The organism is Azospirillum endophyticum (genome assembly GCF_016595245.1).
Lineage (GTDB): Bacteria > Pseudomonadota > Alphaproteobacteria > Azospirillales > Azospirillaceae > Azospirillum > Azospirillum endophyticum.
On sequence record NZ_JAENHM010000051.1, the window covers coordinates 94,788 to 118,547 of the forward strand.

Annotated in this window: 22 protein-coding genes; 10 read left to right on the forward strand and 12 right to left on the reverse strand. The window is 67.6% G+C overall.

The genetic code is table 11. The features are described 5' to 3' along the window. Positions 1-47 precede the first annotated feature (47 nt). The 5 genes from JHL17_RS17210 (at position 48) to JHL17_RS17230 (ending at position 5,295) form a co-directional block, all read left to right on the forward strand. Positions 48-578, forward strand: coding sequence for a DUF2249 domain-containing protein (locus JHL17_RS17210; RefSeq protein ID WP_200194846.1), 531 nt, complete (start codon positions 48-50; stop codon positions 576-578). Positions 579-721: 143 nt separating this feature from the next. Continuing rightward, a complete protein-coding gene (locus JHL17_RS17215; RefSeq protein WP_200194847.1) occupies positions 722-1,624 on the forward strand; it encodes an SDR family oxidoreductase in 903 nt (300 codons plus the stop codon). A gap of 489 nt (positions 1,625-2,113) precedes the next feature. After that, a complete protein-coding gene (locus JHL17_RS17220) occupies positions 2,114-2,590 on the forward strand; it encodes a MarR family winged helix-turn-helix transcriptional regulator (RefSeq protein ID WP_200194848.1) in 477 nt (158 codons plus the stop codon). After that, the gene (locus tag JHL17_RS17225) at positions 2,583-3,752 is read left to right on the forward strand and encodes an HlyD family secretion protein (protein ID WP_247893610.1); all 1,170 of its coding nucleotides are present in this window, start codon (positions 2,583-2,585) and stop codon (positions 3,750-3,752) included. Before JHL17_RS17220 ends, JHL17_RS17225 begins: the two co-directional genes overlap by 8 nt. Next, positions 3,745-5,295, forward strand: coding sequence for a DHA2 family efflux MFS transporter permease subunit (locus JHL17_RS17230; RefSeq protein WP_200194849.1), 1,551 nt, complete (start codon positions 3,745-3,747; stop codon positions 5,293-5,295). Before JHL17_RS17225 ends, JHL17_RS17230 begins: the two co-directional genes overlap by 8 nt. 43 nt (positions 5,296-5,338) lie before the next feature. Here the strand turns inward: JHL17_RS17230 and JHL17_RS17235 are convergent, their stop codons facing one another. Further along, positions 5,339-6,109: a helix-turn-helix transcriptional regulator gene (locus JHL17_RS17235; protein WP_200194850.1), complete on the reverse strand. Its 771-nt coding sequence runs from the start codon at positions 6,107-6,109 to the stop codon at positions 5,339-5,341. Between the two features lie 102 nt (positions 6,110-6,211). On the opposite strand from JHL17_RS17235, the gene JHL17_RS17240 reads away from it, so the two are divergent. After that, on the forward strand, positions 6,212-7,297 hold the full coding sequence (locus JHL17_RS17240; protein WP_200194852.1) for an alcohol dehydrogenase catalytic domain-containing protein: 1,086 nt from the start codon (positions 6,212-6,214) through the stop codon (positions 7,295-7,297). Between the two features lie 55 nt (positions 7,298-7,352). Here JHL17_RS17240 and hpaI read toward each other — a convergent pair whose 3' ends face one another. The 7 genes from hpaI to JHL17_RS17275 all read right to left on the reverse strand — a co-directional run bounded on the left by hpaI (position 7,353) and on the right by JHL17_RS17275 (position 13,268). Further along, a complete protein-coding gene (gene hpaI, locus JHL17_RS17245) occupies positions 7,353-8,126 on the reverse strand; it encodes a 4-hydroxy-2-oxoheptanedioate aldolase (protein ID WP_282189322.1) in 774 nt (257 codons plus the stop codon). Beyond that, the gene (locus JHL17_RS17250; RefSeq protein ID WP_200194853.1) at positions 8,123-9,013 is read right to left on the reverse strand and encodes an amidohydrolase family protein; all 891 of its coding nucleotides are present in this window, start codon (positions 9,011-9,013) and stop codon (positions 8,123-8,125) included. Before JHL17_RS17250 ends, hpaI begins: the two co-directional genes overlap by 4 nt. A 30-nt stretch (positions 9,014-9,043) precedes the next feature. Next, positions 9,044-9,427: a RidA family protein gene (locus JHL17_RS17255; protein ID WP_200194854.1), complete on the reverse strand. Its 384-nt coding sequence runs from the start codon at positions 9,425-9,427 to the stop codon at positions 9,044-9,046. A 48-nt stretch (positions 9,428-9,475) separates the two neighbouring features. Continuing rightward, entirely contained in the window at positions 9,476-10,279 is an 804-nt protein-coding gene (gene hpaH / locus JHL17_RS17260) for a 2-oxo-hept-4-ene-1,7-dioate hydratase (RefSeq protein WP_200194855.1), read from the reverse strand. Between the two features lie 3 nt (positions 10,280-10,282). Beyond that, positions 10,283-11,158: a fumarylacetoacetate hydrolase family protein gene (locus tag JHL17_RS17265; protein ID WP_200194856.1), complete on the reverse strand. Its 876-nt coding sequence runs from the start codon at positions 11,156-11,158 to the stop codon at positions 10,283-10,285. A 51-nt stretch (positions 11,159-11,209) separates the two neighbouring features. Then, positions 11,210-12,583, reverse strand: coding sequence for an MFS transporter (locus JHL17_RS17270; RefSeq protein ID WP_200194857.1), 1,374 nt, complete (start codon positions 12,581-12,583; stop codon positions 11,210-11,212). A 73-nt stretch (positions 12,584-12,656) separates the two neighbouring features. Further along, positions 12,657-13,268, reverse strand: a complete 612-nt coding sequence (locus tag JHL17_RS17275) for a flavin reductase family protein (protein ID WP_200194858.1) — start codon at positions 13,266-13,268, stop codon at positions 12,657-12,659. Between the two features lie 180 nt (positions 13,269-13,448). On the opposite strand from JHL17_RS17275, the gene JHL17_RS17280 reads away from it, so the two are divergent. After that, positions 13,449-14,285: an IclR family transcriptional regulator gene (locus JHL17_RS17280; protein WP_282189323.1), complete on the forward strand. Its 837-nt coding sequence runs from the start codon at positions 13,449-13,451 to the stop codon at positions 14,283-14,285. Positions 14,286-14,328: 43 nt separating this feature from the next. On the opposite strand, the gene JHL17_RS17285 is transcribed toward JHL17_RS17280, so the two are convergent. The 4 genes from JHL17_RS17285 to JHL17_RS17300 all read right to left on the reverse strand — a co-directional run bounded on the left by JHL17_RS17285 (position 14,329) and on the right by JHL17_RS17300 (position 21,133). Further along, positions 14,329-16,605: a PAS domain-containing protein gene (locus JHL17_RS17285; RefSeq protein WP_200194860.1), complete on the reverse strand. Its 2,277-nt coding sequence runs from the start codon at positions 16,603-16,605 to the stop codon at positions 14,329-14,331. A gap of 681 nt (positions 16,606-17,286) precedes the next feature. Continuing rightward, positions 17,287-17,646: a response regulator gene (locus JHL17_RS17290; protein WP_200194861.1), complete on the reverse strand. Its 360-nt coding sequence runs from the start codon at positions 17,644-17,646 to the stop codon at positions 17,287-17,289. 300 nt (positions 17,647-17,946) lie between these two features. Continuing rightward, positions 17,947-18,657, reverse strand: coding sequence for a LuxR C-terminal-related transcriptional regulator (locus tag JHL17_RS17295; RefSeq protein WP_200194862.1), 711 nt, complete (start codon positions 18,655-18,657; stop codon positions 17,947-17,949). Between the two features lie 757 nt (positions 18,658-19,414). Then, the gene (locus tag JHL17_RS17300) at positions 19,415-21,133 is read right to left on the reverse strand and encodes a sensor histidine kinase (protein ID WP_200194864.1); all 1,719 of its coding nucleotides are present in this window, start codon (positions 21,131-21,133) and stop codon (positions 19,415-19,417) included. A 665-nt stretch (positions 21,134-21,798) separates the two neighbouring features. Between JHL17_RS17300 and JHL17_RS37655 the strand changes: the two genes are divergently transcribed. From JHL17_RS37655 to kdpA, 3 genes are read left to right on the forward strand one after another with little or no spacing between them, the layout of a single operon-like run. Next, positions 21,799-21,924, forward strand: coding sequence for a hypothetical protein (locus JHL17_RS37655; protein WP_282189324.1), 126 nt, complete (start codon positions 21,799-21,801; stop codon positions 21,922-21,924). 13 nt (positions 21,925-21,937) lie between these two features. Further along, the gene (locus JHL17_RS17305) at positions 21,938-22,027 is read left to right on the forward strand and encodes a K(+)-transporting ATPase subunit F (RefSeq protein ID WP_042698952.1); all 90 of its coding nucleotides are present in this window, start codon (positions 21,938-21,940) and stop codon (positions 22,025-22,027) included. Between the two features lie 13 nt (positions 22,028-22,040). Beyond that, on the forward strand, positions 22,041-23,750 hold the full coding sequence (gene kdpA / locus JHL17_RS17310) for a potassium-transporting ATPase subunit KdpA (RefSeq protein WP_200194865.1): 1,710 nt from the start codon (positions 22,041-22,043) through the stop codon (positions 23,748-23,750). Positions 23,751-23,760 lie beyond the last annotated feature (10 nt).

Genomic DNA, 23,760 nt, shown 5'->3' on the forward strand with positions numbered 1-23,760 from the left:
CGGGGCATGGCGATCCTGCCGCTTCCCCACAGCCCAGACGGACGACGATGCCGACCACCACCGCCCCCCGCATCAGCCAAGCCCAAACCAGCCAAGCCGAGCCGGTTCTCGACCTCCGCGCCATCCCGCCCTATCAGCGCCACCAGCTGATCTTCCAGTCGGTGCAGGATCTGACGCCGGGCGACGGCTTCTCGCTGGTCAACGATCATGACCCGCGTCCGCTGCACCACCAGCTGCTCAGCCTGTTCGGCGCCGGCTTCTCCTGGGAGTATCTGCAGCAGGGGCCCGAGGTCTGGCAGGTCCGCATCGCCCGCCCCGAAGGGGCGTCGGCGACCAGCCTGCGCGTGCGGATCGACCGCAACGGCGACGTGACGGTTGCGGCGGCCGACGCGCGGCTGGGACCGGACGGCAGCGGCGCTTCGGTCTGCGAGGTGACGGACGTCCCGCCCGGCACGCCGGAGGCCGACGTGCTGACGCTGCTGCAGGGCGTGATCCCGCCGGCCGGCGTGGTCAGCATCGCCTACGAGCGGCTGCTGGCCCGGCGCAACGGGTCCTGCTGTGGGGGAATGTGCGGCTGAGGCCTCCCCGTACCGCCAAAATATACCGCTGGGGACCCGCGTACCACTGAGGGCCAGGGTTGCGGCAACCATTCCGGGCCTGTCCGGTTCTGTGTGTGACGCTTCACCGCATCGCACACAGCGCGCCGACCAAGGAGACAGGCATGGACCGGAAGGACGACACCGTCACGCCGCAGGACCCGCGCCACAAATACCCGCGCCCGCCCTTCAACGGCCAGTCGCAGCCCTGGCCGGGGCTGGCCCGCGACATGGACCCGCCGCCCGACCATGGCGAGACCAGCTACAAGGGCTCGGGCCGGCTGGCCGGGCGCAAGGCGCTGATCACCGGCGGCGATTCCGGGATGGGCCGGGCCGCCGCCATCGCCTATGCCCGCGAGGGCGCCGACGTCGCCATCAATTATTTCCCGACCGAGGAGCCGGATGCCCAGGACGTCGTCGCGCTGATCGAGGAGGCCGGCCGCAAGGCGGTGGCGATCCCTGGCGACCTGCGCGACGAGGGCTTCTGCCGGACGCTGGTGGCTGATGCCGTCGCCGGGTTGGGTGGGCTCGACATCCTCGTCTGCAACGCGGCGCGCCAGCAGGCCTTTCCGTCGATCCTCGACATCAGCAGCGAGGAATTCGACGCGACGATGAAGACCAACATCTACGCCCCCTTCTGGATCATCAAGGCCGCCCTGCCCCACCTGAAGCCGGGGTCCGTCATCATCGGAACCACGTCGGAACAGGCCTACGACCCGACGCCGGACCTGTACGCCTATGCCCAGACCAAGGCGGCGACGATGAACTACGTCAAGTCGCTGGCCAAGCAGCTCGCCGACAAGGGAATCCGCGTCAACGGCGTGGCCCCCGGCCCGATCTGGACCCCGCTGCAGGTCAGCGGCGGCGCCAGCCAGGAGAAGCTGAAGCAGTTCGGCAGCCGGACCCCGTTCGGCCGTCCCGGACAGCCGGCCGAGCTTGCCGGCATCTATGTCCAGCTCGCCGCGGAGGACGGCAGCTTCACCACCGGCCATGTCTATGGCGCCGCCGGCGGCAGCGGCCAGCCGTAAGGGGGCGAGCCGGGCGGTCGTCCGGGGGACACCTAACGCGGGGTCCGGGCGAGAGGGAAATCGACGTTCCGGACCTTGGTCCGGGACCGTCGACCCGGCACAAACCGCATGCCGTCCCAAAGACGTCCATGCGCGAAGGCGGGGGCTGTCGGGGTCGCGACTGGGAGGCATGGGCCGGTACCGTCGAGCGGCCCATGCCCAAGCTGGGCAAGGCGTCGCTTCGCTCGGCGATGATCCCCCCGTCAGCCTGCCCGGCATAGCCGCCTGACCATCCCAGCCAGACACGCCGGAGATCACGCGCGCATTCCCGCTGCCGACCACGTCGCGGGACCCGATCCTCACGCCTCGGCCGCGCGCAGCGGGAAAATTAGATTTTTCTCATATTGATGCGAATGCAGACCGGTCATAGGTGCATTGTTCGTCGCACGACGGGCTTGCCGTCTTCGAAAGCTAGCGTATCATAAGCAAACTCATTATGGGTGTGCTTGTATGACGCCGCGATCCGTTCCTACACTGGGCTTCCTGCTGCACGACGCCGCGCGCTTGCTGCGCAAGAGGTTCGAGCAACGCGCCCGCCATCTCGGGCTGACCCGTTCGCAATGGCAGGTTCTGGCCCTTCTCTCGACTTGCGAGGGAATCCACCAGGGCGGCTTGGCCGACCGGCTCGACCTCGAACCGATCACGCTGGTCCGGCTGCTCGACAAGCTGGAGGCGATCGGGCTGATCGAGCGGCGGCCGCACCCGACCGACCGCCGCCTGCGCCTGCTCCACCTGACCGAAAAAGCGCACCCGTTGCTGGTCACCGCGCGCGAGTTGGGCGAGATCACCCGCGCCGAGGCCCTGGAGGGCCTGTCGCCGGAGGATTGCGAGACGCTGATCCGGCTGCTGAACACGATAAAATCCAACCTCGTCGCGGCGTGCGATCGCCCGATCGGCGAACAGAAGAGGTCTGTGGAACATGGCTGACGCACAGGCGGTCAAGGAGCCCGGCTCTGCGGTCGGAGCCCGCAACGGCGACGATGCGTCCGGGATGCGGAGCAGCCGGCCGAGGCGGAGCTGGCTGCGCCGCTTGCTGTTCGCGCTTCTGCCGATCGCCCTCGTGGCGGGTGGCTACGAGTATGTGACCGGCGGGCGGATCATGGAAACCGAGAACGCCTATGTGCAGGCCGACATGGTCGGCGTCGCCACCGACGTCTCGGGCATCGTCACGGAGATCGCCGTCCACGACAACCAGACGGTGAAGGCCGGCGACGTGCTGTTCCGGCTCGACGATCTGCCGTTCCGCCTGTCGCTGGCGCGCGCCGAGGCGCAGATCGGGATCGTTCGCAACGAGTTGGCGGCGCTCCAGGCCAGCTACCGCGACATGCAGGCGCAGATCGACTCGGCCCAGGCCGACATCGCCTTCTACACCACCGATCTCGATCGGCAGAAGCAGCTCGCCTCCAGCAACTTCGCCTCGCGCGCCACCTACGACCAATCGCGTCACAACGTCCAGACCGCGCAGCAGAAGCTGGCGTCGCTGACCCAGCAGCTCGGCGGGATCGCCGCCAACCTCAACGGCGACCCGACCGCTCCGGTGGAGCAACACCCACGCTACCGCGACGCCGTCGCCGCCCGCGACGAGGTCGCCCGTCAGCTTGCCCACACCGTCGTACGCGCGCCGATGGACGGCGTGGTCGCCAAGGTCAGCTCCCTGCAAGTCGGCCAGTACTTGTCCGACGGCACGGCGGCCTTCAGCCTCGTCGCCACCGGTCATGCCTGGGTCGAGGCTTCGCCCAAGGAAACCGAACTGACCCATGTCCAGCCCGGACAACCGGTAACGGTGACCGTCGACAGCTACCCGGGCGAGGAATGGACCGGCACGGTGGAGAGCATCAGTCCGGCGTCGGGTGCCAGCTTCTCGCTGCTGCCGGCGCAGAATACGTCGGGCAACTGGGTGAAGGTGGTGCAGCGCATCCCGATGCGGGTCCATCTCGACACCCCGGCCGGCAAGCCGCCGCTGCGCGTCGGCATGAGCGTCACCGTCGAAGTCGACACCGGTCACCCGCGCGGCCTGCCGACCTTCGCCGCCGGGCTGTTCGGAACGGCGGAAGCCAAGGGCATGGCCCAGGCCAAGAACCATGAGTAGCGGTGGCGTGTCCGCCGGGAGGCAGGCGGCCCCGGTCCCCAACCGGGGGGCCATCACCGCCTGCGTGATCCTGGCGGTGATCATGCAGGCGCTCGACACCACCATCGCCAACGTGGCGCTGCCCTACATCCAGGGCAGCGTCTCGGCCAGCGCCGACCAGATCAACTGGGTGCTGACCTCCTACATCGTCGCGGCGGCGATCATGACCCCGCCGTCCGGATATCTGGCAACCCGTTTCGGTCGCAAGCGCATCCTCAACGTCGCGATCGCCGGCTTCGTGGTCGCTTCGGTGCTCTGCGGCCTGTCGCAGTCGCTGGTGCAGATCGTGCTGTTCCGGCTGCTCCAGGGCTTCTTCGGTGCGGCGCTGGTGCCCTTGTCGCAGTCGATCCTGCTCGACATCTACACGCCGGAGGAACGCGGCTCCGCGATGGCGTTGTTCGGCGTCTCGGTGATGGTCGGGCCGGTGTTGGGGCCGGTCATCGGCGGCTGGCTGACCGACCACGTGAGTTGGCGCTGGGTGTTCTACATCAACGTGCCGATCGGCGCGCTGGCGCTGGGCGGCATCTCGGCCTACGTCACGGAGAGCCGGCGCGACCTCGGCGCCAAGCTCGACTGGCTGGGCTTTGGACTTCTCAGCGTGGCGATCGGCTCGCTGCAGCTCTTTCTGGACCGTGGCGAGCAGCTCGATTGGTTCTCCTCGGGTGAGATCATCGTCGAGGCGCTGATCTGCGCCAGCGCCTTTTACCTGTTCCTGGTCCACACCTTCACCGCCCGCAACGGCTTCGTGAAGCCGGGACTGTTCCTCGATCGCAACTTCTCGGTCGGGATGCTCTTCATCTTCATCGTCGGCGTCACTTATCTCGCCTCGCTGGCGCTGATGACGCCTTACCTACAGACGCTGATGGGCTATCCGGTGGTGACTGCCGGCATCGTCATGGGGCCGCGCGGCCTCGGCACCATGGTCTGCATGTTCCTGGTCGGCAAGCTGATCGGCCGGGTCGACACGCGCTGGCTGTTGCTGACCGGGCTCGCCATCACCGCCTGGGCGATGTACGACATGACCGGGTGGACGCCCGACGTGTCGCAATGGACGATCATCCAGGTCGGCTTCATCCAGGGCGCCGGGCTTGGTTTCCTCTTCGTGCCGCTGACGACGGTGACCTTCTCGACATTGGCGCCGGAGAAGCGGGGGGACGGAACCGGTCTCTACAATCTGTCGCGCAACATCGGCTCGGCGGTCGGCATCTCGATCGTCGCGGCGCTGCTGACGCGCAACGTTCAGATCAACCATGCCGAGATCGCCGTCCATGTCACCCCTTTCAACCGTCTGTTCGAGGCCCCGGCGGCGGCCGGGCTCAGCCCGCTGACCGCCGGCGGCCGGGCGGCGCTGGAGCAGCTGATCACCCAGCAGGCGACCATCATCGCTTACATGAATGATTTCAAGCTGCTGATGCTGCTGTCGCTCGCGGTCATGCCGCTGGTGCTGCTGCTGCGCAGGCCGGCCAAGCCGGCGCAGCTGGATCACAGCGCGGTGATGGAGTGAGACCGGCGCCTCCCTGTCCGGGCAATTCCCCCTGGATCGACCCTCAACGCTTGAGATAGATCGCCAGTTTCAGCCTCGGGTCATCATTGGCCTGGAAGGTCGTGTATTCATAAGGCACGGGTCCATCCACCGGATGGTGCAGCAGCTTGGTGCCGGAAACCGGGGCACCGATGTCATGGAGCTGCCACCAGGCGCTGAACTCGGAGCATCCGGCGCGGATCCGCTCGACCAAATCACGGAATGCCGCGTCGCCGGCCCAATGATCGTGCGCGGCCCGGAAGAGCGACACGATGCGCTTGGCCTCCTTGGTCCAGCCGGTGCCGAACAGGCGCCGCGCCTTCGGATCGGTGAGCATGAAAAGCAGGATGTTGCGGTCCTTGACCGGTATACGGGCGAAGTCGCCGAAGAGCTCGGCGGCCGCATCGTTCCAGGCCAGGACATCCCAGCGCCGACCCGTCACATAGGCCGGATGCGGCAGGCTTGCGACCAGACGCCGGAGCGAGGCCGGCGCGACCTCCCGCAGGAAGGGAGGTCGTTTCTCCTTGCCGACCAGCGAGCGCAGATGCGCCTGTTCGACCGCATCCAGTTCAAGGGCACGGCTCAGGGCTTCGATGGTCTCGTCCGACGGCGAGACGGCGCGGCCCTGTTCCAGCTTCACATACCACTCGACGCTGATGCCGGCACGCTGGGCCACCTCCTCGCGCCGCAGCCCCGGTGTGCGCCGGCGGCGATGGACCGCCAGCGCGCCGCCGTCAAGCTGGAGCCGCGACCGGCGCGAACGCAGGAAATCGGCAAGCTCCTGGTTGGTCTTCATGCCCGCTCCGAGCGTGGTACGCATGAGTACCAGTATCATACCGGCTCTGTTTAACCTCGTCCCGCCCCTTACTCTCCTTCACCACCAACGAGGAGATCGATCGTGAAGGCAGCCATTCTGAGAGAATTCGGATCACCGCTGACGATCGGGGAGATCGCCGATCCGACGCTCGGCACGGGAGAGGTCATCGTCGATGTCGTGGCCGCGCCGGTGCTGTCCTATGCCGACGAGGTGTTCAGCGGAGCGCGCAACTATCTTCTTCCGACACCCGTCGTGCCTGGGTGCGGGGCGATCGGACAGGTTCGGGAAGCCGGTCCCGATGCCACGAGATTGAAGATCGGCGACTGGGTCTTCTGTGATCCGACGGTGCGTTCGCGCGACAATGCCCTGATGCCGGACATCACTCTTCAGGGCTGGAGCGCCCGCGGAGACGGTGGCAAGAAGCTCCAGCGGTATTTCAGGGATGGTTCCTTTGCCGAACGCATCCGCGTACCGACCGAAAACGCCATTCCCGTCGGCGACCTCGACCCGGCGGAGGCCGGCCGCTGGTGCGCGATCAACACGCTGATGATCGCCTATGGCGGCTTGCTCGCCATGGATTTCAAGCCCGGCGAAACGCTGCTCGTCAGCGGCGCCACGGGCAATTTCGGCAGCGCCACGGTTGCGATCGCCCTGGCGATGGGGGCTCGCTCGGTCATCGCACCGGGGAGAAACGAGAAAATCCTGGACGACCTGAGGCGCCGTTTCGGTGAGCGACTCGTCCCGGTACGGCTCTCCGGCGAGGCGGACCGCGACGGCGAAGCGATGAGGCGGGCCGCCCCTGCCCCCATCGACGCGGTTCTCGACTTCCTCCCTCCTTCCGTCCCGGCAAGCGTCGCCCGTCTCGCCATCATGACGGTGAGACCTTATGGCCGCGCCGTGCTGATGGGAGGCGTCGGCATGCTGGGCGGGGAGGATCTTGCGCTGCCATATCCCTGGATCATGCGGAACAACATCTCGATCCTGGGGCAATGGATGTACCGGCCGGACGCCGCTGCGGGCATGGTCGGGCTTATCCGCGGCGGCCTGCTCGATCTCGATCATTATGCGGTGACCGAATTCCCCCTGGAGCATGCGAACGAGGCCGTCGCGCATGCGGCGGCCAACGCCGGTCCCTTCAAACTCACGGTCCTGCGGCCGGCGCCGTAGCGCTGCGTGCTGTTTCAAGGCATTCCGCGGTCGGCGGATGAAGCGCCCGCCACGTTCAGCGCTTCCCGCCCACTCCGAACCCGGAGGCAAGCTCGCGCGTCCTGCCGGCCAGCGCCGAGACGTCGGTGCCGACGGCGACGAACGTCGCGCCCAGTCCGAGATAATGCCGTGCCAGGGCCGGATCGCCGGTCAGGGCGCCGGCCGGGCAGCCCGCCGCGGTCAGCCTGACGATGGCATCGTCGACCCGCCGGCAAATCTCCGGATGTCCGGGATTGCCGAGATGGCCGAAGGAGGCGGCAAGGTCGGCGGCGCCGATGAACACGCCATCGACGCCCGGGGTGGCGGCGATCGCATCGAGATTGTCCAACCCTTCGCGGCTTTCCACCTGAACCAGGAGGCAGACCTCCCCGTCGGCCTTTCCGGGATAGCCGGAGATGCCGCCCCACCGGGAGGCGCGCGCCAGCCCGCTGCCGACGCCGCGCCTGCCGTTCGGCGGGTAGCGCGTCGCCGCGACCAGCCCGGCCGCCTGCTCCGCGGTATCGACCATGGGGACCAGCAGGGTCTGGGCGCCGATGTCCAGCAGCTGCTTGATCAGAACCGGATCACCGACGGGCGGTCGGACCACCGGATGGCTGCGGTAGGGAGCGATCGCCTGGAGTTGGGCCAGGATGCCGCGCAGGTCGTTGGGAGCATGCTCGCCGTCGATCAGCAGCCAGTCGAAGCCGGCGGTGGCGCAGATCTCCGCGCAGTAGGGTTCGGCCAGCGCGAGCCACAGTCCGATCTGCGGCCGCGCCGCGCGCAGTGCGGCCTTGAAGCCGTTCTCCATCATTGCCCCCCCTCCCCCGCCGCCGGGAAGCCGAACAGCGCGGCGGGATTGTCAACGAAGATGCGCCTGCGCTGCTCCTCGTCCGGGGCGTAGCGGAACAGCAGTTCCATCAGGTCGGCGTCGTTGGGCGGCTGGCGGGTGGAGACCGGGTGCGGCCAGTCGCTGCCCCAGATGCAGCGGTCGGGCGCCGCCTCGATCAGCGCCCGGGCCAGCGGGACGACGTCGTCCCAGGGCGGCCCGGCCTTCGACGTCTTCTCGCCCAGCGACAGCATGACCCAGACGGTGCCGGTATCCAGCAGTTCCAGCACCTTGCGCAGGTTGGGATCGTCCAGGCCGCGCTGCGGATCCGGACGCCCCATATGGTCGATCACCACCGGGACGTCGAGTTTCTCGAAGGGCGCGATGGCGGTCAGGAAATCGTCGGGATGCGGCTGGACTTTGACGTACCAGCCCAGCTCCCGCACCTTGCCCAGCGCGCGGTCGATGTCCTGCGGGCTCAGCGTGATGCCGAGGCCGGCGCGGGAAAAGCGTGCCCCGCGCACCCCGGCGGCGTCCAGGCGGTCGAGATAGGACTCCGGCGCCGTCTTCAGCACCGATGCGTTGGCGCAGCCGCGGTAGTTGGGGCCGGCGGCGGCGAGGCCGTCGAGGACCACCTGATGGTCGGCGCCGTAGGTCGTCGCCTGGACGATGACGCCGCGCTGCAGCCCGAGCGTCGCGTGCAGCGCCAGGGCGCGCTCGATGGTGGCGGACGGCATCTCGTAGACGGCGCCCGGCTGGACCGGATAGCGCTCCCGCGGGCCGAAGACGTGGAACTGGCTGTCGCAGGAGAGCGGCGGCAACGCTACGGACGGGGTGCGCGGATTGGGATCGAACGGAAAATAGTCCGGCATGGCGGAGAACCCATGAAGCTGTTGGCGTGGTCAGCCGATCACGGCCATGAAATCGCATTGGACGAGCGACGGCCCGTCGGCGGCCAGGGGCTGGGCATGGCGGGCCGGGCGCGAGGCCGGATCCGGGAACATCCTGATCCACTCCTCGTTGAGGGCCTCGCGCCGGGAGCGGTCGCGCAGCCAGACCGTCATCTTGATGATGTCGTCGGTGCTGCCGCCGCCGGCCTCGACGATGGCCCGGACATGGGCGAACATGTGGGCGCATTGCGCCTCCAGCGTCTCCGCCACAGCGCCGGTGGCCGGATCGACCCCGAGGATGACGCCCGAGACCAGCAGGTTGCCGATGCGCGAGGCGTTGGGGATCGGGTTGACGTGCTTGAAGCCGTGGACGATGACGCTGGTCCGGCGGGACATAGCGGGGGATCTGGCGGAGGATTCGGCGGAGGACACGGGGCGGGCTCCTCAGGAAAAGCGGCAGGAAACGGACCCGTAGGGGCCGTAGTCGGCATGGATGGTGTCGCCGGCGGTCACGTCGATCGGCCGGGTGAAGGAGCCGGCGAGGACGATCTCGCCGGCGGCCAGCGACTCGCCATGGGCGGCCAGCTTGTCGACGAGCCAAGCGATTCCCATCGCCGGGTTGTTGAGCACGCCGGCAGCGACGCCGGTCTCCTCGATGCGGCCGTTGCGGAACAGCAGCGCCGCGATCCAGCGCAGGTCGGCCTCCGCCGGCCGGACGGGCCGGCCGCCCAGCACCAGGGCGGCGTTGGCGGCATTGTCGGAGATGGTGTCGACCACCGTCCGGCCGGCTCCGGTCTCGGGATCGCGGCGGTGCATGCGCGCGTCCAGAATCTCCAGGGCCGGCGTGACGTAGCGGGTGGCGTCCAGCACGTCGTAGAGCGTGCAGCCCGGCCCGCGCAGCGGCTTGTCGAGGATGAAGGCCAGTTCGACCTCCACCCGCGGTTCGCGGTAGCGCGAGGCGGCGATCACGTCGCCGTCGTGATGGACCATGTCGTCGAACAGCACGCCGTAATCGGGCTCGTCGATGCCGACGGCGATCTGCATGGCGCGCGAGGTCAGGCCGATCTTGTGGCCCTTCACCACGCGTCCGGAGGCTATCTTCAGGTCGGCCCAGGCGCGCTGGACGGCATAGGCGTCCCGCAGGGTCATCTCCGGATGCTCGCGCGTGAACATCCGCAGCGGCGTGCCGGTCCGTTCGGCGTCGTCGAGACGCCGGGCCAGCCCGGCGATGGTCGTTTCAGGCAGCATGGGTCAGTCCTCGTCGACGACGTCGTTGCGCAAGGTACCGATGGCGGTGCACTCGACCTCCACGCGGTCGCCCGGCACCAGCCAGCGCGGCGGATCGAAGCGGGCGCCGGCGCCGGTGGGCGTGCCGGTCAGGATCAGGTCGCCCGGCATCAGCGTCGCGAAGCTGGTCAGATAGGCGAGCAGATCGGCGAACGGGAACATCAGGCGGCCGGTGTCGTCCTGCTGGCGCAGCTCGCCGTTGACCCTGGTGCGGATGTCGAGCGGCCGGTCGAGCGACAGTTCGTCGGCGGTGACGATCCATGGGCCGATGCTGCCGGAACGGTCGAAGTTCTTGCCCTGGGTGACGTTGAACTTGCCGTGGCGCAGCCAGTCGCGCACCGTGCCCTCGTTCGCCAGGGTCATGCCGAAGACATGGTCGAGCGCCCGTTCGGCCGTCACATGGCGGGCGGCCTTGCCGATCACCAGCACCAGTTCGCCTTCGTAGTCGAGCTGTTCGGACTGGCGCGGCCGCACCACCGGCTGGCCGTGGCCGACGAAGGAGGTCGGCGCCCGGACGAACAGGCTGGGATATTTCGGCAGGTCGGAATTGTCGCGGTACTCGGCGTTGCGGTCGCGGTAGTTGACACCGATGCACCAGATCTTCTGCGGCTCCGGAACCGGCGGCAGGAAGGTCACCTCGGCCGGATCGTGATCGGCACCGGTCGCGGCGGCGATCGCGCGGCGGGCGGCCTCCAGGGCATCGGCGGCGATCAGGGCGCGCAGGCTCGGGAAGTCAGCGCCGATCCGGGCCGTCAGGTCGACGATGCCGCGGTCGGTCACGGCGCCGTAGCGGGCCGGGCCGTCCGGAGATCCCGGCGGCAGGAAGCTCAGCAGTTTCATGGCGGTTTTTCCATTGTGTGCCTGGGGAGTGCCCGGGGAGTTCCTGGTCGGTCAGGCGTGCTGGGACTTGGTCGCGATCCGGTCGCCCCGCCCGCCCGCATCCGGGATGCCGCCTGGGGCGCCGGCCAAATCCGCGTCCGCGGCATCGGCGTCCAGTGAACGGCCGCGGGTTTCCGGCAGGATCAGCGAGGCGATCAGGAACAGGACGGCGGCCGGCAGAGCGATCAGCATGCCGTCGGCCAGTTGTCCGCCCAGGGCCGAGGCCGCGACCGGGACGAACACCGGGGCGAGGCTGCCGGCGGCGCGGCCGGCCATGTAGATGGTCGAGACCGCGGTGGCGCGCACGTTGATGGGATAGAGTTCCGACAGCCAGGCGCCGACCACGCCCAGGGCCGAGTTGCCGACGGCGAACAGGACGGCGATCCACAGCAGCGGCCAGGACAGCAGCGAGCCGGCATAGTGCGTGCCGTTGGCGGCATAGAGGAGTCCCAGGCTGCCGAGCCATGCCAGGCAGGGAACCACCGCGCCGAAGCGGCGGCCGAAGCGGTCGTTGCACCAGCCCATCACGATGTAGCTGACGCCGCCCACCACCGACGCGACGACCATGGTGACCTGCACCGCTTCCGGCGGCGTCGCCAGCACCTTCAGCATCAGAGTCGGCATGAAGACGATGATGCTGTAATAGCAGAACATGTAACCGATCAGCCAAACCAGCGAGACGGTGGTGACCCAGGCCAGACGGCCGCGGAAGAGGGTCGCCAGCGGGTTGGCCGTCCGCACCGCGGCGGGGACCTCGCCGCTCCTGCGCTTGCGGTCGAACTCGATCCAGGCCTTTGATTCCGGCATCCAGAAGCGGATGAAGATCATCAGGATCAGCGGCGCGCCCCCCGTCAGCAGACCGACGCGCCATCCCATGTCCTGCCCGAACCTGGCGATCGCCCAGATGCCGACGATCGACGCGCAGGAGGAGGCGACCACCGCCGATCCCTGGATCAGGGCACTGCCCAGGCCGCGGCGGCGCGGGTTCCAGGTCTCGTTGAACAGCACCATGCCGGCGCCCCACTCGCCACCGAGACCAATCCCGACGATGAAGCGCAAGATGGCCAGCGACCAGTAGTCCCAGGCGAAGGCCGAAGCGACGGAACCGACGGCGAAGAGACCGAGCGTGAATTGCAGGGACGCCTTGCGGCCCATGCGATCGCCCAGCCATCCGAAAAGCGCCCCGCCGACGACCGATCCGAACAGGGTGCAACTGGTGATGCTGGCGACCTCGGTCAGCGAGATGGAGAGGGAGTGCTGAATCGACGGCATCAGGTAGGGCATGATGAGCACGTCGTACAGGTCCAGCGCGAAGCCGAGCATGCACGAGACGATGATGGCCGTGCGCTGGAAGGAGGTGTAGGTGTTCGCGGATGACTCCGGCATAAGGGCATTTCTCCCGATTGCAGCGTGTTGTTCTTGATTCGCTGCGGATTTGTCCGGACCTCGTTGCCCGGGTTCAGCTTTTCGACGTCTGGTGAATCGACGGCATGCGGATGAGGTCGCCCAGCCGGGCATAGGTGGGACCGGCGACCCGGGCGATCGGGTCGAGCGCCGCCGTCTCGACCTTGCCGTCGACGACCAGCCCGTCGCGGAGATGGATGACCAGCACCTCGCCGACCAGAAGGCGGCTGCGGGTCTCGCCGAACTCGATGCAGTGCCGGAACCGGCATTCCATCGCCACCGGCGCCGCGGCGAGGCGCGGCACCGCGATCCGCTCGCCGGACACGGTGTCCAGCCCGAGCATTTCGGCCTCGCTGACGTCGGGCGGAAATTCGATGGCACTGCGGTGGACGGCCTCGATCAGCGGACTGTCGGCGATGTGGACCACGAATTCGCCCGTGCGCAGGATGTTGTTGGCGGTGTCCTTGTAGCGGCCGGCCTTGTGGCCGACGCTGATGGCGAGCATCGGCGGCTTGGGCGCCACGAACGTGAAGGCGCTGAAGGGAGCCAGGTTGACGCCGCCCGCCGGCGAAATCGTCGTCACCCAGGCAATCGGACGGGGAACGACCAGGCCAGTAATCAGGCGATAGGACCGTTCCGCATCCAGATCCTCGACGGCAATGCGCATGGTTTTTCTCCGCGGAAACCGGGGGGCGATCCGCCGGCCACCGCTGCGGAAAGATTGTTTGTATTGCGATTATTCTGTTCTGCTGATTGCAGGATTCCACGCTTGGCTGGGTCAGCCAATTGAAAAGCGGCAAAACTGTCCATAATATGGACTCGACGTGAGGCAGGCGGGGGTGCGGCAATGGGCGGGCCCGATGACGGCCATGGGGATCCGGCGGATCGGCCAACGGATGTCCGGCCAGTAGACATCCGGCCGGCCGACGGCGCGCAGAGCATCCGCCGGGCGTTGACGATCCTGCGGATCATCGCCGAAGGTCGCGATGCCGGCGTGTCGTTGTCGGAGGTGGCGCGTGTCACCGAGATCAGCCGTCCGACGGTGCACCGGATCGTCCGTGTCCTGCTTGAAGAGGGGGTGGTGGAGCAGAAGCCGAGAAGCCGGCGCTACGCCATCGGCGAGCAGGTGCCGCTGCTGGCCCTGGCAAGATCGTCGCGGTCGCCGTTGCTGGCGGCGGCGCAGCGTCCCCTGGACGAGCTGTCGCAGGCCTTGGGCGACACCCTGTTCCTGACCATCCGCACCGGCTTGGACACGCTGTGCGTCGCCCGCCGCATCGGCCCTTTCCCGATCCAGGTCATTTCGCTGGAGGTCGGCACGCGCCGGCCCCTGGGTGTCAGCAGTGCCGGCATCGCCCTGCTGTCCCTGATACCGCCCGAACAGGCGGCCGACATCCTGGAACGCAACCGTGAGCGGTTCAAGCGCTACCGCGCGACCGAGGGGACCGCCGCCGCCGAGGTTTCCGAGGCGCGCAGGCTGGGCTTCTGCATCCGCAACATCGGGCTGGTGCCGGGGACCAAGGCGATCTCCGTGGCCTTCACCGGACCGGACGGAAGCCTCCAGGCCGCCTTGACCCTCGCCGCGGTGCAGCGGCGGCTGACCGCAAGGCGGGAGTGGGACGTGGTCGAGAGGCTGCGGGACGGGGTGGGGGCGATCATGGCCGGGCTGGGAGGTGGGAAGCCGTGAGGGCACGGGCGAAGCCCGGGCACCCGGGCCCGCCTGCGACGGCTCACGACTTGAGCAGCAAGGCTCTTGCCGCCTGCTCCAGTTGACGCGGCGTGAAGGGCTTCTCCAGCACCGGTGCCGCCCGCCCACTGGCGATGTCCTTGCCGTAGCCGGTGGCGAAGAGGAAGGGGACTTGGCGCAGCGACAGGATGTCGGCGATCGGGAAGGACTGCCGGCCCTGCACATTGACGTCCAGGATGGCGAAATCCAGCTCGGGCTCCGCCGCGACCAGGCGGAGCGCCTCGTCGACGGTGGTCGCCGGGCCGATGACCGTGCAGCCCAGCGCTTCCAGGGCGTCCTGCGTCACCATGGCGAGCACCGCGTCGTCCTCGACGACCAGCACCTGGGAGCCGTCCAGGCCGGTTGCGGGGGCAGCCGCGGCCTTCGCCGGTTGCGGGGCGCTTGCCGGTTCCCTGTGGATGAGACGGTCGGCGGCGACGACGACGGTGCAATGCAGTCCCGCCGGCTCCCAGGCGAAGGCCGCCGATCCTCCGAGCTGGCCGGCGGCGGTCGCGGTGATCAGCCGGGTGCCGAAGCCGGTGCGGCCCGGCGGCGACACCGGCGGGCCGTCGACCTCCCGCCAGTCGATCCGGGCGGCGCCGTCGCCGCTCCGGCTCCAGCCCACCTCGACGCGGCCTTGCGGGTGCGACAGGGCGCCGTATTTGGAGGCGTTGGTGGCGAGTTCATGCAGCACCATGCCGACGGCCTGAACCGTATCGGCCGCGACCGTCAGCTCCGGCCCGGCCATCCGCAGGCGCCCGCTCGCCTCGCCGCCGAGATAGGGTGCCAACTCCTCCCGGATCACCTCGCGCAGGGCCAAGCCGGTCCACCGGTGCCGGGCGAGGAGCTGGTGGGTGCGGGCGAGCGCGCCGACCCGCCGTTCAACCGCCTCGATGAAGCCGTCCACCGTCTCCGCCTTGGTGAGGCGCATCACGGCCTGGACCACGGCGAGCACGTTCTTGGCCCGGTGGTCGACCTCGCGCATCAGCAGGCTCTGGCTGCTCTCGGCCGCCTTGCGGGCCGTCACGTCGTGGCCCTGGACGAAGATGCCGGACACTCGTCCGTCGGGACCGGTGATCGGCTGGTAGACGATGTCCTGAAAGACTTCGGCCGGCGGACCGCCGGGTTGCCGCTGAAGCAGCACCCGGACGCCGTGGCCGACGAACGGCTCTCCAGAGGCATAGACTTGGTCGAGGAGCTCGAGATAACCCTGTCCCTCGATCTCGGGCAGGGCCTCGCGGACCGGCTTGCCGATGATGTCGCGGCGGCCGACGGCTTGGTAGTAGGCGTCGTTCACCAATTCGATGACATGCTGCGGACCGTCGAGAATGGCGATGAAGCCGGGGGCCTGCGCGAACAGCCGCCGCAGGTGCTGGCGTTCGGCGTCGATGTGCCTGGTCTTCTCGGCGACCGCCTGGGCCTGCAGGGCGGCTTCGGCCCGCTTGCGGTCGGTGATGTCGGCCACCGCGCCGGGAAAGCGCCGGGGCCGGCCGTTCGCATCCAGCTCACAAGCCCCGCGCACCAGGACCCATCGTTGCTCCCCTCCCCGCCCGAACACCCGGTATTCGACCTCGTAGTCGTCGCCGGTGCGCATCGCCTCCTGGATCGCCGCATTGACGGCGGACCAGTCGGCGGGATGGATGGCCGCCGTCACGACCGAGAGCGGCACGCCGCGCTCCATCTGCTCGGGATCGAGGTTGAACAGGTCGCAGAAGGTGGCGTTCGCCACGAAGCGATCGGTCGGCACATGCCAGACGAACGTCCCGAGACGGCCGGCACGAACGGTCAGACGATAGCTTCCGCGGACATTCTCCAGCTGGTCCTCCGCACCTTTCCGGGCGCGGATCGCTTGGTATTCCGCCGTGCTTTCGAAAGCGGTGACCAGGATGCCGGCGACGGCCCCCGCTTCGTTCCGCAGGGGGCTGTAGGTCAGATCGAACCACGCGTCCTCCGGACCGCCATGGCGCTCCACGATCAGCTTCTGGCTCTTGCGGGAGCGTGCCTCCCCCTGTCGCACGGTCTCGTGGATCGGGGCGATCAGGGCGAACAGGTCGGGCCAGCACTCATGGGCGGGACAACCGAGGATGTCCGGATGCTTGGCCCCGGCCATGGCGGCAAAGCCGTCATTGTAGATTTGGACGAGGTCGGCTCCCCACAGGACACACATCGGGTTGGGCGAACCGAGGATGAGATCGACGGCCGTGCGCAGGCTCTGCGGCCAAGCGTCGACAGGCCCGAGGCGGCTCGTCGACCAGTCGCCGCCCCGCAGTAGCGCACCCATGGCGCCGCCTCCGCAGGGCCACGGGTGATCACGATGGGCAGTCAACACGTCTTGCGGCATGCGGCGACTCTCGTGCGGGTTGCACCCGCTGGTACGGGCCAGCGGACGGATGTGCGGGGCGCCGAGGCCAGCCTGCGAAGCGGGCCATCCTGGTCGCGCCCACGTGCCGTCTCAACAGGGCCGCGGCTTCATCGGTCCACCGCCCTGCCGGGAAAGGCGCGACTTTTCGGACGATGACCTCCGGAAGGCTTCCGACGGAAGGCCTGCTTCAGCGCCATGGCGGGAACGGTCGGGGCGAAGCGTAAGGCCGGGTTCCGAGTGGACCGATGACGGCGCCGCTCGGGGTTCGTGAGCCCATGGGGATGTTGCGGGTCGAGGGTCGACGTTCGAGGCGCGGCACGCCGGACCCCAGGATGCCCCTCTCCCGGCCGTCAGTGCCGTGAAGGAGGCTGTGAAGGAATCGAACTTATATGAGACAGCCCTGATCTGGCAGGCGTGCACATCTCCCACTCGTCATCCCCGCGGAGGCGGGGAACCAGGATTTCCAACACAAGTGCTTGTGAAGACTGGATTCCCGCCTTCGCGGGAATGACGGTCGAGAGAAGCGCACGATGCGATCCAACGCGACGTGGTTCGAACTTGGGGCTTCTCTCAGCGAGTCCTCGGTTGCATCACAGCCGCTCACCCATCCAGCATGCCCTTGACCGTCGTCACCAGGGTGTGCATCGGAAACGGTTTGCGTAGCACCGTCAGGCGCCCGCCCTCTTCCGGCGGGTAGCCCTCGCTGTATCCGCTCATGACGATGATCCGGGCATGGGGGCGACGTTGACGGACCTCCCGGATCAGCTCCAGGCCGCCCATGCCGGGCATGCGAAGATCGGTCAGAAGAAGATCGGAGCGATCCTCGCACTCCGCGATCAACGCTTCCCGGCCGTCATGGCACACCGTGACCCGGAAACCTTCGTCCTGCAGCGCAAGGGACAGGGCAAACGCCACAAGGTCTTCATCGTCGACGACGAGGATGTGAGGCTGCCGGTCCATGACACTCGTTTCCACAGGGTTTGAAGATCGCCGCCACCGCCGCTTGGGGAGCACAACAGGCGATGAAGGGACTCGGACCGGTTCGTTCCGGTGCGCCCTGCGGAAAAATCGGGATGTTGCATCGGTGCATCACCGGCGCAGGGGGGCGCCGCGTGCGAATCCATGCCTATGTGGCTGCTTCAGGTGTTTTCTAAATGCAGTCCATAAAAAACAAACCTGTCAATGAGGTTGTCAAGCTCGTGCCGCAATCTCTCCGGACATTCCGTGTGGAGGGAAAAGCAGAGAAAGATCGTGTATTTCCTATGAGGATCGAGCCAGGCCCATGCCATCGGCGATCTCGTCCGCATGCGAATATTGTTCCGATAAGACTCCATTGCGCTTGGCCCAGATCGCTGCCTGCGTGCGATTGGTTACATTGATCTTCCGCAGGACACGTTTGAGAATGACCTTGACGTGGGATTCGCTCGTCCGGAGGCTTTTGGCGATCTCCTTATTGGAATGCCCATTCATGAGATGGCCCAAGATCACCGTGTCGTCGTCGCCCAGTCCTTCGGGAGACGCCGCGGCGGCGGCTGATCCTGCTTGCGTGCGCTTCACCAGCAGATGGGCCAACTCCGTCGGGAAGACCCGCTCGCCGGTCAGGACGAGTTCCAGCGATTGCACCAGGGCTGCGGGAGAAATCTCCTTCACCAGATATCCACGCACCCCGGCATTGAAGGCCGTTGCAAGGCGACGGGGGCAGAGGACGGCGTCGAGAACGACCGGATGGCTGGCCGGTGTGGTCGGGGGCATGGTGACGAACCGGATGAGATCGTCGTCGGCAACCGCCGAGATGTCCATGAGGATGATGTCCGGGACCAGCCCGGCCTCTGCGATCCGGTTCCCCACCTCCGCAGGATTGCCGCATTCACCGATGACGGAGAGCGGCGTTCCCTGGAGCAGAAGCCGAAGAATGTGGCGATGCAATCGGCTGGCATCGACAAGGAGGATGGTGGCGGTGGCACTCGTCATTCGAAGCCGTCCTCAGGTGGGTGGCCGGGCGTGCCTCGGATGTCGGGGCACCTTCCAGCCAAGCTGGCAACGGAAAAGGAACGGTGCGGTCCGTCGGTTTATTCCGTCGGAAGTCGACGCAGGCGCGCAGGGCGGCGATACGAGTTGTTCGGCGATGCTGCGTTCTTCTCTCGTCTATTGGGGATTTTTATTTTAAAAAGCGCGCTGTTTCTCGTGTCGGCCAAAATTTTCTCGCTGGTATCCGCCTTCAGGTCTTTTGTGATATTTTTGTGGCATGGGTTGTCTGCTTTGCGGCCTTGAGCCCGGCTGCCGCAAGGAAACGAGGTTACGGTCCAGGGGCTTGAAGCGGCCGAATTCCCAGTTTCGCGTCTATGCGCTGGCCTCGGCAGGCTTGCCGTCATTGCAGCCGAGAGCGTGCCCTGTCGACCGTCACTTCCGCAAAGGAGCCTATGAAGAAATCGAACTTATATGAGAAAGCCCTGATCTGGCAGGCGTGCACATCTCCCACTCGTCATCCCCGCGGAGGCGGGGAACCAGGATTTCCAACACAAGTGCTTGTAAAGGCTGGATTCCCGCCTTCGCGGGAATGACGGCCGAGGTAAGCACGCGATGCGATGGACGCAAAGCGCTTTAAACTTGAGGCCTCTCTCAGCGAATACCCGATTTCTTCACAAACTCGAAGGCGGGCTCCACTCCAACAAAGCGCATGTGCGGGAGGTCTGCCGAAATCCGGAGCCTCCCGCCTATCCCGCCGCCGTCACGCCTTCAGCGGCATCCTGAAGGTGAAGCTTGTCTCGTCGGCGTCGGAGCGCACGTCGATCCTGCCGCCATGGGCCTGGGCAATCTGGGAGGCGATGTAGAGCCCCAGCCCCAGTCCCTGGCTCCCGGCGGTTCCTTCCCCCCGCTTGAACGGCAGGAAGAGCGCGTCGACCCCGTCGGGCGGGATGGGGTGGCCGGCGTTGGTCACGCAAATGGCCAGTTCACCTTCGACAACGGTTCCGTCGATCCGCACCGGTGTGCTTTCGGCGCCGTGGGTGACGGCGTTCGACAGCAGGTTGGATGCCAGTTGGGCGAGCCGGAGATGGTCGGCGACGACGGTGGCGGGCAGGCCGAAGACCGCGGAGATCTCGCGGTCCGGATGGGCGATCCGCATTTCGGCGACGACATGCCGGAGCATCGCCGCCAGATCGCCGTCCGTCATCGCCAGCGCGATCCCGCCGCCCATCCGCGCCCGCGCCAGATCCATCACGTTTTCGACGAGCCCGGTCATTCGCAAGAGGCTGGCCTTCATCAGCTCGAGCACCAGCGGGCTTTGCCCGGTCCAGCCGTCCTGCAGCAGGCGGGTCGTCCCGGCGTCCAGTGCCGCGACGGGGTTGCGCAGGTCGTGCCCGACCATCGCGATGAACCGTTCGCGCAGCTCCGCCAGCTCACGCTCCCGTTCGAGCGACGCGGTCGCCGCTCTGAAGCGGGCATCGGCATCGAGATGGTGGGCGATGAGCTCGGCGAACAGCCTGAAGGCGCCCAGCACTTCCGGGTCGTCGATCTTGGTGGGATTGGGATCGATGGCGCAGAGCGTTCCCCAGAACTCGCCGTCCGCCAGGATGATCGGTTCGGAGATGTAGCTCCGCAGCCCGTAGATCCGGGGGGTATGGTGGTCGCGATACCGGGGATCCGCGGCGGCGTCCTCGAAGACGATGGTCCGGCGATCGCTCCGCACCTCGGTGCAGAGGGTGCTCTCGACCGGCAATTCGTCGCCGGGCTTGAGGCCGAAACCCAGCGGATCGAGCACTTGGCAGGCGACCCAGCGCGTCTCCGTCACGCGGGCGACCGCCGCGAAGCCCATGCCGGTCATGCGCAGCACGACGTCGAGGATGGTCGGCACGGCGGCGATGCCGGCGATTTTCCCGACGGTCCCGGCGATGTCCTCGGCGGTGGTTTCGTGTCCCGCTGTCCGAGGATAGGCTTGGGCGGTCTTCAGCGCTGCGATCACCCGGGCGTTTTCCAGGGCCGTCGCGGCGGCTTCCGCCAGCGCCTCGAGCGTTTCGACCTCCCAGCCTTCCGGGCTGTAGGGCTGCGACCAGTAGGCCCCGATCGCCGCGACCGGATCGTCGACACGCACCGGCGCCATCGCCAGCGCGCGCACGAAGGTGGCGCGGTAGAGGTCGTGGGGAATGCGGTCGTCCAGGGCGATGTCGGGAATGACGGCGGTTTTCCGGTTGATCATCGACCATCCGCTGATGCAGGCGGAGGCGGGAAATTTCTGCCCCTTCCAGAGCGGGCCGATCGCGTCCTCCTCCACGTAATGGCAGAGGCCGCCGTCCTTCAGCACGATGGCGATGCCCTGACACCCGATCAGGGAACGTGCGCTCGCGCGAATGGTCGCGACGACCTCGTCCGTGCTCCGGGCCCGCGATATCTGCGTGAGCGCCTTCGCGAGCGTGGCGAACGGCGTGGAAGGTCTGGATCGCTGATCCATGGACGACGATTCTCTCTGGCGAAGGTCGTTTCAGCAAGCCCGCAATTTCGCATGAATTCTCTGCGAAAGGTAGGGACATCGGCGGAACGTCCGGGCCCGGCCGCCCCTTGGCGGCATATGCAAACCCTATATTTCCGGGCCGCACGTCCCCCATCGCATTCCTATGTGCGTCGGCCGTCTTCTGACGGCAGTCCCGGCATCGGGTCCGGGCACTGGATTGCGAGGCTGCCATGCATGCGAAACCGGCTCGCGCATCGACCGTCGGGAATGTCCGGTCTTCGGCACGAAGGAAGTTCGGCCATCCGGACAGGCCGGGAGAGGCCGCTTCCGGTCCGATATCCTCCGCGCCCTCCCCGCGCGAGGTCCTCGGCGAAGCGGGCCTGACCGTCGCGGTCTTCCTGCTGATCGCTCTGGCGTTGCAGATGCTGGGCCTTTGGCTCGGGGGCTGACCCCGATGCCGGCGGCGTGGCGGCCAAGCCGCGCGCCGAGCCGGGCGGTGGCATATAGGGGCCGTATATTTTCCGGCACCGCCGCCCCCCATCGAATTTATACGCGGCTCCGGCTCATCTTCGCAGGGCCGGACCTCCCGCCGCCGCCATGGCGAGGGGAGGCTCCGGCCCTGTTCCGCTTGACCCATGTTATCCCGCCGGCACCGAAGCGGCGCGATGATCGGGGCCAGGGGGAGCGCAATCCCGGAGACCCGAACCATGCTCGACATCCTGTTCCTGGCGCTCACCGTCGGCTTCTTCGCAGCGGCGGTCGCCTATGTCCATGCCTGCGACCGGCTGTGAGGGGGACGGCGCCATGACCCTCGACTATGCCCTGGCCGGCCTGGTGACCGCCGGGCTGCTGGCCTATCTGGTCTATGCCCTGATCCGCCCCGAACGGTTCTGAGGAGTCCCATCCCATGACCGTCAACGGCTGGATCCAGATCCTGGTCTTCCTCGCCCTGGTCGTCGCGGTGACGCGGCCGCTGGGCGGCTTCATGACGCGCGTCTTCACCGGCGAGCGCACCCTGCTCTCCCCCATCCTCGGCCCCGTCGAACGCGGGCTCTACCGGCTGGCCGGCGTCGACGAGCGCGCCGAGCAGCATTGGGTGACCTATGCCGTGTCGATGCTGCTGTTCAGCGCCGCCGGCATGCTGCTGCTCTATGCCCTGCAGCGCCTGCAGGACGTGCTGCCGCTGAACCCGCTGGGCATGGCGGCGGTGCCGGCCGACCTCGCCTTCAACACCGCGGCCAGCTTCACCACCAACACCAACTGGCAGAATTACGGCGGCGAGACCACCATGGGCAATCTGGTCCAGATGGCCGGGCTGACCTTCCACAACTACGTCTCGGCCGCCACCGGCGTCGCGCTGGCGGTGGCGCTGGTCCGTGGCTTCGCCCGCGCGTCGGCCCGCACGGTCGGCAATTTCTGGGTCGACCTGACCCGCTGCACCCTCTACGTCCTGCTGCCGCTGTGCCTCGTCTATGCGCTGTTCCTGGTCTGGCAGGGCGTGCCGCAGACGCTGGCAGGCGCCGTCGACGCCACCACTCTGGAGGGGGCGAAGCAGACCCTCTCCCTCGGCCCCGTCGCCTCGCAGGAGGCGATCAAGATGCTGGGCACCAACGGCGGCGGCTTCTTCAACGCCAATTCCGCCCATCCCTTCGAGAACCCCAACGCGCTGACCAATCTCGTCCAGATGCTGTCGATCTTCGCGCTGGGCGCCGGGCTGACCAACCTGTTCGGCCGGATGGTCGGTGACGAGCGCCAGGGCTGGGCGATCCTCGCCGCCATGGGCCTGCTCTTCGTTGCCGGCGTCTGCGTCGCCTATTGGGCCGAGGCCCAGGCGAACCCGGCCTTCGCATCCTTCGGCATCGACGGGGCTGCCGGCAACATGGAGGGCAAGGAGACCCGATTCGGCATCGCCGCGACCGCGCTGTTCGCCACCGTCACCACCGCCGCCTCCTGCGGCGCGGTGAACGCCATGCATGACAGCTTCATGCCGCTGGGCGGCATGGTACCGATGATCAACATGATGCTGGGCGAGATCATCGTCGGCGGCGTCGGCGCCGGACTCTACGGCATGCTGCTGTTCGCCATCGTCGCGCTGTTCGTCGCCGGGCTGATGGTCGGCCGCACCCCGGAATATCTCGGCAAGAAGCTGGAGGCGAAGGAGGTCAAGATGACCATGCTCGCCATCCTCTGCCTGCCGCTGATGATGCTGGGCTTCACCGCCGTCGCGGTGGTGCTCGACACCGGCACCGCGTCGATGGCCAATGCCGGGCCGCACGGCTTCTCCGAGGCGCTCTACGCCTATGTCTCGGGTGCCGCCAACAACGGCAGCGCCTTCGGCGGGCTGACCGGCAACACGCCCTGGTACAACGTCACGCTGGCCGTCGCCATGCTGGTCGGCCGCTTCCTGGTCATCGTGCCGATGATGGCGATCGCCGGCTCGCTGGCGGCCAAGGCCCGTGCCCCGGTCTCGGCCGGCACCTTCCCCACCCATGACGGGCTGTTCGTCGGGCTGCTGGTCGGCGTCATCCTGATCGTCGGCGGCCTCACCTTCTTCCCGGCTCTCGCCCTCGGCCCGGTGGTCGAGCATCTGGCGATGACCGCCGGCACCCTCTTCTGATCGGGAACGC